At 73.5% G+C, this 13,014-nt stretch carries 9 protein-coding genes; 2 read left to right on the top strand and 7 right to left on the bottom strand.

Going from position 1 to position 13,014, the window contains the following annotated elements; all coding sequences use genetic code 11:
* Positions 1-57: 57 nt before the first annotated feature.
* The 3 genes from ACWDBB_RS10120 to ACWDBB_RS10110 form a co-directional block, all read right to left on the bottom strand.
* Positions 58-1,368, bottom strand: a complete 1,311-nt coding sequence (locus tag ACWDBB_RS10120) for a deoxyguanosinetriphosphate triphosphohydrolase (RefSeq protein ID WP_449789134.1) — start codon at positions 1,366-1,368, stop codon at positions 58-60.
* A gap of 159 nt (positions 1,369-1,527) precedes the next feature.
* On the bottom strand, positions 1,528-2,535 hold the full coding sequence (locus ACWDBB_RS10115; protein WP_449789133.1) for an SGNH/GDSL hydrolase family protein: 1,008 nt from the start codon (positions 2,533-2,535) through the stop codon (positions 1,528-1,530).
* Positions 2,536-2,803: 268 nt separating this feature from the next.
* Positions 2,804-3,748 (bottom strand): PAC2 family protein, encoded by a 945-nt coding sequence (locus tag ACWDBB_RS10110; protein WP_449789132.1) that lies wholly within the window; start codon positions 3,746-3,748, stop codon positions 2,804-2,806.
* A 774-nt stretch (positions 3,749-4,522) separates the two neighbouring features.
* Here ACWDBB_RS10110 and ACWDBB_RS10105 point away from each other — a divergent pair.
* The gene (locus ACWDBB_RS10105; protein ID WP_392869775.1) at positions 4,523-5,257 is read left to right on the top strand and encodes a GNAT family N-acetyltransferase; all 735 of its coding nucleotides are present in this window, start codon (positions 4,523-4,525) and stop codon (positions 5,255-5,257) included.
* On the opposite strand, the gene ACWDBB_RS10100 is transcribed toward ACWDBB_RS10105, so the two are convergent.
* Entirely contained in the window at positions 5,247-6,515 is a 1,269-nt protein-coding gene (locus ACWDBB_RS10100) for an ADP-ribosylglycohydrolase family protein (RefSeq protein WP_449789131.1), read from the bottom strand. The genes ACWDBB_RS10105 and ACWDBB_RS10100 overlap by 11 nt on opposite strands.
* Positions 6,516-6,627: 112 nt before the next feature.
* Between ACWDBB_RS10100 and ACWDBB_RS10095 the strand changes: the two genes are divergently transcribed.
* Positions 6,628-7,623, top strand: coding sequence for a hypothetical protein (locus ACWDBB_RS10095; RefSeq protein ID WP_449789130.1), 996 nt, complete (start codon positions 6,628-6,630; stop codon positions 7,621-7,623).
* A gap of 42 nt (positions 7,624-7,665) precedes the next feature.
* Here ACWDBB_RS10095 and ACWDBB_RS10090 read toward each other — a convergent pair whose 3' ends face one another.
* The 3 genes from ACWDBB_RS10090 to dusB form a co-directional block, all read right to left on the bottom strand.
* On the bottom strand, positions 7,666-8,202 hold the full coding sequence (locus ACWDBB_RS10090) for a ribonuclease (RefSeq protein ID WP_449789129.1): 537 nt from the start codon (positions 8,200-8,202) through the stop codon (positions 7,666-7,668).
* A 299-nt stretch (positions 8,203-8,501) separates the two neighbouring features.
* On the bottom strand, positions 8,502-11,210 hold the full coding sequence (gene ppdK / locus ACWDBB_RS10085) for a pyruvate, phosphate dikinase (protein ID WP_449789128.1): 2,709 nt from the start codon (positions 11,208-11,210) through the stop codon (positions 8,502-8,504).
* A 564-nt stretch (positions 11,211-11,774) separates the two neighbouring features.
* Positions 11,775-12,944, bottom strand: a complete 1,170-nt coding sequence (gene dusB / locus ACWDBB_RS10080; RefSeq protein ID WP_449789127.1) for a tRNA dihydrouridine synthase DusB — start codon at positions 12,942-12,944, stop codon at positions 11,775-11,777.
* Positions 12,945-13,014 lie beyond the last annotated feature (70 nt).

Raw genomic sequence — 13,014 nt, 5'->3', positions numbered from 1 at the left:
GGGAGTGGGGAGAGAGGGCGAGCGGAGCCTCCCGGCCGCGCCGGCGGGGCCGGGCGGCTACGCCCAGGCGGCGCCGACGAGCCTGGCGTGCAGGGCCAGGGCCGAGGCGTCGGTCAGGGTGGCGATCTGGTCGATGACCGTGCGCAGGGCGGCGCGGTCGTCCTCGGCCTCGCGGTACATGGCGGCGAACACCGGGTCCAGCCCCTCGGGGGCGCGCTGGGTGAGGACGTACGCCAGCTCGGCGATCACGATCCGCTGGCGGGCCCGCAGCTGGGCCTGCTCGTCGCGCTGCATCACGTAGCGGACGGCCACCGCCTTGAGCACCGCGCACTCCAGCCGGACGTCCCTCGGCACCACCAGCTCGGCGCCGTGGCGGGTGAGCCGGCCGGGGCCGTAGCGGGCGCGGGTGGCCTGCTCGGCGGCCAGGCAGAAGCGGCCGATCAGCTGGCTGGTGAGGTCCTTGAGCCCGGCCCGGGCACGGGCGGTGCCGTCGTAGGAGCTGGGCCACCACTCCTGGGCGAGCAGCCGGTCCAGGGCGGCGGTCAGCTCCTCCGGCTCGGCGTCCCCGGCGTAGCGCTCGGCGACCTTGAAGAGCTCGGCGCGCTCGCTCGGGGCGCGCAGGGCGGCCGGGTCGATGTGGCCGGCCTGGAGGCCGTCCTCGACGTCGTGGGTGGAGTAGGCCACGTCGTCGGACCAGTCCATCACGGTGGCCTCGAAGCACTTGCGGCCGGCCGGGGCGCCGGCCCGCAGCCAGCGGAAGACCGGCAGGTCGTCGGCGTAGACGCCGTACTTGGGCGAGGCCGGGTCGGTGGGGTGGGCGCCCTTGGTCCACGGGTACTTGGTGGCGGCGTCGAGGGCGGCCCGGCTCAGGTTGAGGCCGACGCTGCGGCCCGGCCAGGGGGCGAGCCGGGCGGTGGGCTGCTCCTCCCGGGGCGCGAAGCGCTTGGGTTCGAGCCTGGTCAGGATGCGCAGCGACTGGGCGTTGCCCTCGAAGCCGCCGCAGGCCTCGGCGGCCTGGTCGAGGGCCTCCTCGCCGGTGTGGCCGAACGGCGGGTGGCCGATGTCGTGGGCCAGGCAGGCCGTCTCCACGAGGTCCGGGTCGCAGCCCAGGGCGGCACCCAACTCCCGCCCTACCTGGGCGCATTCGAGGGAGTGGGTGAGCCTGGTGCGCGGGAAGTCGCTCTGCATCGGGGCGACCACCTGGGTGGTGCCGGCCAGCCGGCGCAGCGCGGCCGAGTGCAGTACCCGGGCGCGGTCGCGCTGGAAGGCCGTGCGGCCCGGGCGCTTGTCGGGTTCGGGGACCCAGCGGGCCTCGGCGGAGCGGTCGTACGGGATCGGGGCGGCGAGGCGGTGCGTGGTGTCGTCCATATGGCTCTCACGGTACGCCCGGCCCCCGACACGCCGGGTGTGCCGCGCACGAAGGAGCGCGGACGGGAGCGTGAATCCTCGCCCACGAACCCCTGACGGGCGCTGCGGGCCCTCGCCGCGGCCCCGGTCGTGCCGGGGCCGCGGCGGCCGTCGGCGTCCTCAGCCCCTGATCGCCTTCAGGACGACCCCGGACACCGCCTCCTGGCCCTTGGCGTTGGGGTGGATCGGCGCCAGCCCCCGGGCCGGGAGCGGCGGCTCCACCCAGCGCTGGTCCTCCCCCGCGCACATGTCGTGCCCGGACGAGGGCCCGGCGAGGTCCACGAAGACCGCGCCGGCCGCCTCGGCACGCTTCCTGAGCATGCCGTTGAGCTGCTGCTGCTTCTCCACCAGGAAGCGGAGGTCGGCGGCGGACACGGCGTTGCCGAGCACCGGCACGCAGCTCGCCGGGTCTGCCGGGAGCAGCCCCGGGTACCCGATCACGTAGACCCTGGCCTTCGGTGAGCGCTTCCTGACGTCCTGGAGCACCTGGCCGAGCCGGTCGCCGGCCGCGTCCACCTTGCGCTGGACCTCGTCGGTGCCGTTGCCGGCCGCGTAGTGGTCCCGGCAGGGCGAGTCGCTGATCCGCTCCGCGCTGTCGGTGATCACACCCTTGAGGATGTCCACCAGGTTGTCCTTGGCGCACTCCGTCACGACCTCCATGAAGCCCGCGTCGTTGCCGCCGATCCCCAGGGTGACCAGCCGGGTGTCCGCGGTCAGCGCGTCCAGCTGGGCCGGGTTGGTGCCGTCGGCGACCTTCTGCGGGCCGGTCAGGTCCCCGGTGCGGGCGCCGCTGCAGCTGACGTCCTTGAACTGCCCGGCGCCGAGCGAGAGCGCCTTCGCCACCAGGGACGGGTAGTTGGCCCCGGAGCGGGAGCAGCCGCCCGGCTCGCCGACCTGCGGCGGGATCTTCATCCCGGCGGTGTACGAGTCGCCGAGCGCGACGTACGGGCCGGTGGGCGGCGGGGCGGTGGTCGGCGACGAGGCCGCGCCGGCCTGCGCGCGGGCGGGCGTCGCGCCCGCGGCGCCGTTGTTCCGGCTGTCCGAGCCGGCGTCGTCGGTGCAGCCGGCCAGCAGCGCTGCGGCCAGTCCGACGGTCAGGGCGATGGTCGGGCGTGCGGTCCTCGGCATGCTCTCCCCCCGGGGATGCGGGTCACGGTCGGCTCCTCACGGCGGCCCGTCCCCCGGGCACACCAGGGGCCAACGAACGATCCAGGCCGATGACTCCCGCCCCGGGCGATTCGTCTCCCGGCGGGCCCGAACCGGCCGGAATCCGACCCCCGGGCCCGTCCGACTCCGGCCCCCCGGGCCCGTCCGACTCCGGCCCCCCGGGCCCGTCCGACTCCGGCCCCCCGCGCGGTCGTGGCGGCGGCGCGCGGCCGCCGGTACGGCTGCCGCGCTACTCCGCGCCGCGCTCGTGCTCGGCCAGGAACTGCTCGAAGCGCCGCCCCAGTTCGTCCGCCGAGGGCAGGTCCACCGGCTCGGCCAGCAGGCTCTCCCGGCCCTCCGCGCCCGCCACCGCGTCGTACTGGCCCTCCATGCCGCGGATCGCCGAGCGCAGCTCGCCGTCGCCCTGGGACAGCTGCTCCTCGATGTCGGCGTAGACCTCGGCGACCCGCTCGCGCAGCTGGGTGCCGGGCAGCACCAGGCCGGTGGCGGACTGCGCCGCCTCCAGGATCTGCACGGCCGCCGCCGGGTAGGCGGAGCGGGCCACGTAGTGCGGGACGTGCACGGCGAAGCCGAGGACGTCGTGCCCGGCCTCGGCCAGCCGGTACTCCACCAGCGCCTGGGCGCTGCCCGGGACCTGCGCCTGCTCGAACCACTGCGGGTAGCCCGGGGCGAGGTCCAGCCGGTTGCCGTGCGGCGTCATGCCGACCGGGCGGGTGTGCGGCACGCCCATCGGGATGCCGTGGAAGTCGATCGAGAGCCGGACCTCGAACCGCTCCACCAGCTCGCGGACGGCGCGCGCGAAGCGCTCCCACTCGACGTCCGGTTCGGGGCCGGTGAGCAGCAGGAACGGTGCGCCGGCGGCGTCGTGGACGAGCTGGAGCAGGATCTCCGGCGGGTCGTAGGACGTCCAGCTGTCCTGGTCGAAGACCATCGCGGGGCGGCGGGCCCGGTAGTCCACCAGACGGTCGTGGTCGAAGCGGGCCACCACCAGCGGCGAGCCCGTCTCCAGCAGGTGGGCCACCACCTGGCCGCCGGCCTCCCCGGCGTCCATGAAGCCCTCGTAGTGCTGGAGCAGCACGAGGCCGGCACCGGTGTCGCGCAACCGCTCGTTGGCCGCGGCGACGGCGGCCACGCCCTGCTGGTCCAGCTCGTACAGCGCCTGGAAGTCCCGCACCGCGCACCCAACCCCGTTCTCTGCTCGTCCCGGTCGACCGGCTTCTCGTCTTTTCAGCGTGCCGGGCGCCGCCGGAATTCCCGTCCCCGGCCACCGGACCGGTTCCGCCCCCGGTCCGTCCTGTTTCCGCCCGGTCCTGGACCCGGCCCGGCCCTGGCCCGGTCCAGTGGACGGATCCGGCCGCAGGACCGCTGCCGAGCCCGTCCGACGGCCCTTCGGAGGGCTCGTCCGACCGCCTCCGGCGACCGTTCCGGACCATGATCGCACCCGAAGGAAGAGCCCCTGGTCACGCCCCCGGAACGGGCCCGTCCGCGGGGTCCGGAAACGGCCCGCGCGGCCATTCGCGTGCCGCGAAGTGACGCACCGCCTTCTGGCGGGTATCGTCCTCTCGCTGCCTCGCATCGTCGCGTCGTCGTCACGTCGTCCGTAACGCCGTCGGCCACGTCCCGGTCCGGTGCTCGGCCAGCCACCCACGACGCATCTTGCCTTCACCTGGCCGCCTGCTTCCCTTCGCGCTCTCGTACCCTTCTCGGCCATTTCGCGGACGCACACTGTCCCCTCGCTCTTCCCGCCGGACCGGTCCGAGGACCCGTGCCCGTTCCGGCACCCGCGCCGCCCGTTCCGGGCCGCCGCCCCCACCCCGTTCGACCGGACCTCCGGCGTGCGCGGGCACCCGGCCGGCGGGCCCGGGCCCAGGCGTACCCAGCCCAGAGCACCCCGCGCCGCACCCCGGCACGGGAGGCAACCCTCCGACCGATGAAGGACCAAGGTTCCGTGCCCGTACCTGTCATCCTCACCGGCCGCACCGTGCGGCTGGAGCCCCTTGCCGCGCACCATGCCGAGGCCATCGCCGAGGCCGGCGCCGAGGACCGTACGACCTACGCCTTCACCCCCGTCCCGCACGGTCTGGAAGCCGCCCGCGACTACGTCGCGCGGGCGCTCGCCGACCAGGCCGCGGGCCGGTCGCTGCCGTTCGCGACGGTGAGCGTCGCCGACGGCCGGGTCGTCGGTTCCACCCGGTTCCTGGAACTCGACTACTGGCGCGGGCCGCTGGTGTGGCCGCCCACGCCCGGTGTCCCGTTCGGCGACCCGGACACGGCCGTCCCGGACGCGGCCGAGATCGGCAACACCTGGCTCTCGCCGCGCGCCCAGGGCACCGGCATCAACACCGAGGCCAAGCTGCTGATGCTGCGCCACGCCTTCGAGACCTGGGGCGTGCAGCGGATCTCGCTGCGCGCGGACGCCCGCAACCTGCGCTCGCGCACCGCCATCGAGCGGCTCGGCGCGACCTCCGAGGGCGTCCGCCGGGCGCACTCGCGCGGGCTGGACGGCGTGGTGCGCTCCACCGCGTTCTACTCGATCCTCGACGACGAGTGGCCGGCCGTGCGGGACATCATCGAGCTGCGGATCGCCGCCGCCACCTCGCCGAGCGCCCCGGATCCGGCGATCAACCAGGAGTGCCTTAGACAGGGCGGCAGCGGCACCGGGCAGCTGATGATCACGGCCTGAGGCCGGGCAGCCCGTAGCCGGACCGCACCAGGTCCAGGACGACCGGCAGGACGGTGTGGTTGTCCCAGCCGCGGTGGCGGCCGGGGTCGGCCTCCACCAGCACCTCGGTCGGCCGCCAGCCGCCCCGCACCCGGGCCACCCGGACCCGGTAGATCTCCGCGCCGCCCACGCCGCGGTGCAGGTGCAGGACGCCCTCGGAGGTGAACGCGACCCAGCGCTCGTCCGCGTCCCGGGCCCGCAGGCCGCGCCTGATCCGCTCCCAGTCGGCGTCCGACCAGAGCAGGTCGGGCACCGGGTGCGGGCGGGGAAGGCTGATCGGCGTCAGGTGCGGTTCACCGGCCGCCCGGACGCTGCCCGGCTCGGGGAACGCCCAGTCCGGCAGTGGTTCGCAGGCGTCCAGCCAGCCGCGCGGGATGCCCGCTGTGCCGGTGTGCGCGGCCACCACCCCGCCGGTGATCGCGGCGACGGTGTCCATGTCGCCCCCGGCCGCGATCGCGTCCCGGACGGCGGCGCGGTAGTCGGCCGGGTTCCGGGCCGCGCACCACAGCGCGTACGGGACGGTGTCGGCCGCGGACGTGCGGCTGCCGTTGCCGAGCACCCGTGCGGCGAGCCGGAAGTCCGCCCCGGCGAGCAGTCCGCGGGCCTCCCGGAGTCCGTCCTTGACGGCGCCGTTCGGGGTGAGGGCGGCCACCGCCTCCAGGAAGCGGGCCGGCGTCATCGGCCGGGTGCGGGTCCGCGCGGCGTACGCGGCCGCCACCGCGACCGCGATCGCGCCGTCCACGGCCTGCGGGTGGGTGTGGGTGATCAGGGCGGTGCGGGCGGCGGGGCCCACCACGGCCCTCGGGTCCTCGGCGTACGCGGCTCCGAGCGGGGCGACCCGCATCGCGGCGCCGTTGCCGTAGGAGCCCTGGCCGTCGAAGAGTGCGGCGGCCAGCCGTTCGGCGTCGCCGCCCTCGCGGATCAGCCGCAGCAGGCGGTTGGCGGCCGGGCCGTAGCCGCGGTCGAAGTCGTGGCGCAGGGCGAAGGCGTGGGTGAGGTCGAAGGTGTCGATCGCGCCGCGCTCGGTGTGGGCGGCGTGGACCGAGCAGGCCATCTCGGTGTCGTCGGTCCAGGGCCAGGGGCCGGGGGGTTCGGTGCGGTCGGCGAGGTGGGCCCGGGCGGTCTCCGGGACGAAGAACTGGGCACCGAGGGCGTCGCCGACGGCGAGGCCGAGGAGCGCGTCCAGCGCGGGGCCGGCGTGCGTCGATGGAATGGTCATATGGACTCCAGCTCAGCGGTTGAGCTGCCGGTCCGTCAACACCCGTGACCGCAGCCCCCACCGACGGGGGATGTTTCGCATACCTCCGATCCGGGCGGGCAGGCACCGGGGCATGACCCGCGCACACCCCCTCGACCCGGTCGCCCTGCTGGGCGCCGACCAGCAGCACATCGCCACCCGGGCACAGCTGCGCCGGCTCGGGGTGCCCTCCGGCACCATCGCCCACCGGCTGCGGCCGGGCGGGCCCTGGCAACAGGTGCTGCCCCGGGTGATCTGCCTCCAGAGCGGGCGACTGACGTTCCATCAGAAGATGCGGGCGGCACTGGCGTACGCGACGCCGAAGGGGCGCGAACCGCGGACCGGCGAGGTGCTGCTGACCGGCTTCACGGTGCTGGCCGAGGCCGGACTGCCGAGCGCCGGGCACCCGGCCGACCTGAACTCCGTCGACATCCTGATCCCGGCTCAACGACGGGTCGGAGACAGGGAGTTCGTCCGGATCCACCGTGCCTCCGGAGCCATGCCGGGCGGCTTCGAGCGGAGCGACGGACTGTGGAGCACCACGGTCGCCCGGGCGCTGGCGGACCTCGCGCCGAAGGAGACCGGGCAGCGCCGGTTCCGGGCGCTGTGCGCGGAGGCGGTCCAGCGCCGACACTGCGAACTCGGCGAACTGCTCGACCAGTTGCTGTCCCGACCGGGCGCGCTCGGGCTGCCCCAGGTGGCCCAGGTGGTGGAGGACCTGACGGTCGGGGTGCGGTCGGTGGTGGAGGGCGAGGCCCGCGAGGTGCTGGCGCACGCGGGTCTCCCGGAGCCGCTGTGGAACCCGGTGCTGTTCCTGGACGGCCGCTTCCTCGCCGTCCCGGACGCCTACTGGCCGCACGCCTGCGTGGCCTTGGAGATCGACTCCCGTGCCTGGCACCTGCGTCCGGCCGAGCACGAACGGGGCCCGGCCCGCGCCAACCGCCTCACCGCGGCCGGTCTCCCGGTGGTCCGCACCACCCCGGCCCAGCTCCGCCGCGACCCGTCCCCGGTGCTCCACGAACTGACCGCCCTGGTCACCACCGGCCCGCACCCGCCGCACCCCCGGATCACCTGGCGGCGGGCGCGGTGAGCGGCGGACCTCGGCGCGCGGTGGGGCCCTGTGCGGCCGCGCTCAGCAGCGGGAGTCGATCTCCAGGAAGGTGGCGTAGTGGTCGGCGGACCAGTACTGCTCGCCGGCGTCGCCGGTCACCACGCGGCGGGTGCCGCGGTCGTCGGAGCCCGGGGTGACCACGGTGTACTCGTGGTAGTAGCCGCCGGCCTTCTTGGGGAGGCGGCTCTCCCGGTTCTCGAAGACGATGCCGTCCCGGTTGTACGGGTAGGGCCCGCCCTTGGCGATCAGGGTGAGGGTGTCCACGGCCTGGCTGGGGAGCTTGCTGCGGCAGACGTCGGCCAGGGCCGCGTCGGTGGGCACCCAGGTGCCGGCCGGGGCGGGGGCCGAGGCGCCTCCGGGGGGCGGGGTCGGCTTGGGGGCCGAGGGCTTGGGCGCCGAGGACCCGGACGTCGAAGGACCGGCGGTGGCGGCCGCGGTGGAGCTCGCGGCGGCCCTGGGGTGGCCGCTCCCCTTGTCGGTGAGGAGGTACCCGACCCCGGCCAGGACCGCCAGGATCAGCACGGCCACGACGACGAGCGGGTTTCTGCGGTTGGTCATGCGTTCCAGCTTGGCAGGCGGCCGGGCCGCGCCGGCACAGCTACACACGTGGCCGCCGCCACACCGGACGGTGCGTCGGCCGTGCCGTGCCCGGGGCCGGTCCGCGCCCCGGCCCGTGCGCGGAAGCACGGCCGGGCGGGGCAGACGTACGGCCGGGCGGGAACGGACGCCGTTGTCCGTTCCCGCCCGGCCGTGTCACGTACGCCGGTTCTCCTGCGCCGAGCTCCGGTGTACGCCCTCCCGACGGGAGGGGGAGCGGTCAGTCGTACCCGCGCGTGCGGAGGGGATGCCTACCCTCCTCAGCGCGAGTCGCTGCCCGCCGACTCGATGGCGGCGCGGCCGGCCTCCAGGCGCGCCACCGGGATCCGGAAGGGGGAGCAGGAGACGTAGTCCAGCCCCACCTCGTGGAAGAAGTGGACCGAGTCCGGGTCGCCGCCGTGCTCGCCGCAGACGCCGAGCTTGAGGTCGGGACGGGTGGCCCGGCCGGCCTCGACGGCGTGCCTGACCAGCGAGCCGACGCCGTCGCGGTCGATGGTCTCGAACGGGGAGACCCCGAAGATGCCCTTCTCCAGGTAGGCGGTGAAGAACGAGGCCTCCACGTCGTCCCGGGAGAAGCCCCAGACCGTCTGGGTCAGGTCGTTGGTGCCGAAGGAGAAGAACTCGGCGGCCTCGGCGATCTGCCCGGCGGTCACCGCGGCGCGCGGCAGCTCGATCATGGTGCCGAGCTTGATGTCCAGCTGGACGCCGGTGGTCCGGGCGACCTCGGCGAGCACCCGCTCGCACTCGTCGCGGACCAGCTCCAGCTCCTGGACGGTGCCGACCAGCGGGATCATCACCTCGGGACGCGGGTCCCCGCCGGCCAGCTTGCGCTCGGCGGCGGCCTCGGCGATGGCCCGGACCTGCATGCCGAACAGGCCGGGGATGACCAGGCCGAGGCGGACGCCGCGCAGGCCGAGCATCGGGTTCTGCTCGTGCAGCTTGTGCACCGCCTGGAGCAGGCGCAGGTCGTTCTCGTTCGGGTCCTTGCGGGCCTCGGCCAGGGCGACGCGCACCGACAGCTCGGTGATGTCCGGCAGGAACTCGTGCAGCGGCGGGTCGAGCAGACGGACGGTGACCGGCAGGCCGTCCATCGCCTGGAAGAGCTCCAGGAAGTCGCCCTTCTGCAGCGGCAGCAGGGTGGAGAGGGCGAGCTCGCGGTCCTTGTCGTTGTCCGCCAGGATCAGGTGCTCGACCTCCTTGCGGCGCTCCTCGCCGAGGAACATGTGCTCGGTGCGGCACAGGCCGATGCCCTGGGCGCCGTAGCGGCGGGCGCGCGAGCCGTCCTCGGCGTTGTCGGCGTTGGCGCGCACGGCCAGCCGGCGGCGGCCGTCGGCGTGCGACATCAGCCGGTGCACGGCCTGGACCAGTCCGCCCTGGACGTCGGCGCCGGCGTGCAGGGTGCCCTCGAAGTACTCGACCACGGGGGACGGCAGGACGGGCACCTCGCCGAGGTAGACCTTGCCGGTGGCGCCGTCGATCGAGACGACGTCGCCCTCGTGGACCACCTGGCCGTCGGCGGTGGTGAAGCGGCGGGCCTTGGTGTCGACCTCCAGCTCCTCGGCGCCGCAGACACAGGTCTTGCCCATGCCGCGGGCGACCACGGCCGCGTGTGAGGTCTTGCCGCCGCGCGAGGTCAGGATGCCCTCGGCGGCGATCATGCCGTCCAGGTCGTCCGGGTTGGTCTCGCGGCGGACCAGGATGACCTTCTCGCCGGAGCGGGACCACTTGACGGCGGTGTACGAGTCGAAGACGACCTTGCCGATCGCGGCGCCCGGCGAGGCGGCCAGGCCCCAGGCGATCTGCTGCGACTCGGCGTTGGGGGCGAAGCGGGGGAACATCAGCTGCGAGAGCTGGCCGCCGGTGACCCGCATCAGGGCCTCGTCCAGGTCGATCAGGCCCTGGTCGACCAGCTGGACGGCGATCCGGAAGGCGGCCGCGGCGGTGCGCTTGCCGACGCGGGTCTGGAGCATCCAGAGCTTGCCGCGCTCGATGGTGAACTCGATGTCGCAGAGGTCGCGGTAGTGGTTCTCGAGCTTCTGCATGATCGCCATCAGCTCGTCGTACGACTTCTTGTCGAGCTTCTCCAGCTCGGCCAGCGGCAGGGTGTTGCGGATGCCGGCGACGACGTCCTCGCCCTGGGCGTTGGACAGGTAGTCGCCGTAGACGCCCTGGGTGCCGGTGGAGGGGTCGCGGGTGAAGGCGACGCCGGTGCCGGAGTCCTCGCCGAGGTTGCCGAAGACCATGGTGCAGACGTTGACCGCGGTGCCCAGGTCGTTCGGGATGCGCTCCTGGCGGCGGTACAGCCGGGCGCGGTCGCCGTTCCAGGAGTGGAAGACGGCGTGGATCGCGAGGTCCATCTGCTCGCGCGGGTCCTGCGGGAAGGCCCGGCCGGTCTCGCGCTCGACGATGCCCTTGAATACCTCGACGAGCGCCTTGAGGTCGGCGGCGTCCAGGTCGAGGTCGTTGACGGTGCCCTTGGCGTGCTTGGCCTCGTCCAGGGCCTCCTCGAAGAGCTCGCCGTCGACGCCCAGCACGGTCTTGCCGAACATCTGGACCAGGCGGCGGTAGGAGTCCCAGGCGAAGCGCTCGTTGCCGGACTGGGCGACGAGGCCGGCCACCGAGACGTCGGAGAGACCGATGTTGAGGACGGTGTCCATCATGCCGGGCATGGAGAACTTCGCTCCGGAGCGCACCGAGACCAGGAGGGGGTTGTCGGCCTGGCCGAGCTTCTTGCCCATCTCCTGCTCGAGGGCGTCCAGGTGGGCGCTGATCTCCTCGTGCAGCGAGGACGGCTCACTGCCGGTCTCCAGGAAGACCTTGCAGGCCTCGGTGGTGATGGTGAACCCCGGAGGGACGGGGAGGCCCAGGTTGGTCATCTCGGCCAGGTTCGCGCCCTTGCCGCCAAGAAGATCCTTGAGGTCCTTGTTTCCTTCGGTGAAGGAGTAAACAAACTTCTGCTGGGACGGCACGGGTCGGTCTCCTCGTACGCGGTTGCCCTGACGCCGGAGAACATACCCATTTCGAAGGCACTTCTCTGCCCTGAATAGGCCACACGAGGCCGGTACCGAGCGGTAACCCGCTAGATCGAATGCACATAAAGGCGTTCACCTCTGTTGGTGAAATCGTCCGCCTGACGCGAGCAAGTGTTCAATTCTTGAAGACAAGCAGACTCTCAGATCGCACGATCCGGACGCACCGTAGCGACTGCGGAGCCATCGCGTTGTCCCGGCTTGATTTCCTGCACCCGGATCGGCGGATCACCGGCCGACCGACTTCGGGAAGCGATTCACAGCCGACCTGTCCACTTCGTCCAGTGACCGGCCGTCAGTCCCCACCGTATGTGGCAAGCGTCACCAGCGCATCTCACGGGTCGAACGTAGAACCCCTGCGCCGATCGTCGCACCGCGTCCAGAAACGTGCTCTCTCCGTGATGACCTAGCGCCGAAAAGGAGCCCCCTTGTCCAGGATGGACAAGAGAGCTGGGACCTGATGGCCATCGGCCCCGAGGGGTCGATTTCGCCGGTCCGTATAGATCAGCCGCCGGATGTGTCCGATTCGGCGTCGACGCCCGGTCGGGCACAGTCGTACGGATCGTCCAACCAGCCCTCGGGCAGGACCACCCGGTTGTTCCCGCTGGTCCGCCCGCGCGGGCCGTCCGCGCCCTCCGGCCAGCCCTGGGACTGCTCCACCTGGGAGAGGGTTTCGGCCAGTTCGGCCAACGAGGAGGAGCCGGCGAGCCGCACCCGCAACTCGGAGCCGACCGAGAAGCCCTTGGTGTACCAGGCGACGTGCTTGCGGAAGTCGATCACGCCGCGCGCCTCGTCGCCCAGCCACTCGCCGAGCAGCTGCGCGTGCCGCACCATCGCCGCGGCCACGTAGCCGAAGTCGGGGCGGGCGTAGTCCACGTCGCCCTCGAAGATCGCGACCAGGTCCTTGAACAGCCACGGCCGCCCCAGGCAGCCACGGCCCACCACCACGCCGTCGCAGCCCGTCTCGCGCATCATCCGCACCGCGTCGTCGGCCGACCAGATGTCCCCGTTGCCCAGCACCGGGATGTGTGCCGGGACGGACTCGCGCAGCCGGGCGATCGCCGACCAGTCGGCCGTCCCGCCGTAGTGCTGGGCGGCGGTGCGCCCGTGCAGGGCGATCGCGGCCACGCCCTCCTCGGCGCCGATCCGGCCGGCGTCCAGGTAGGTGAGGTGGTCGTCGTCGATGCCCTTGCGCATCTTCATCGTCACCGGCAGGTCGCCCGCGTTCGCGACGGCCTCGCGCAGGATCTCGCGCAGCAGGTTGCGCTTGTACGGCAGCGCCGAGCCGCCGCCCTTGCGGGTGACCTTGGGGACGGGGCAGCCGAAGTTGAGGTCGATGTGGTCGGCCAGGCCCTCCTCGGAGATCATCCGGGCGGCCTTGCCGACGGTCACCGGGTCCACCCCGTACAGCTGGATCGAGCGGGGCTTCTCGCTCGGGTCGAACTTGATCAGCTGCATGGTCTTGGCGTTGCGCTCGACCAGCGCCCGGGTGGTGATCATCTCCGAGACGTACAGGCCCCGGCCGCCGCTCTGCTCCCGGCACAGGGTGCGGAACGGCGCGTTGGTGATGCCGGCCATCGGCGCCAGCACGACGGGCGGCCACACCCGGATCGGGCCGATGTCGAGCGGCGCGAACTCGGTGTCGGGCGCGGTGGGTGCGGGCGTGGCTGTCATGCGCGGCTGACCTCGGGTGATGGGGACGGGACTCTTCATTGTCCCCCACCCGGGTGAGCGGCCCCCGCCC

The organism is Kitasatospora sp. NPDC001095 (genome assembly GCF_053598615.1).
The sequence above is the reverse complement of the archived record's forward strand: the minus strand, read 5'-3'. Positions and strand labels throughout refer to the sequence as shown.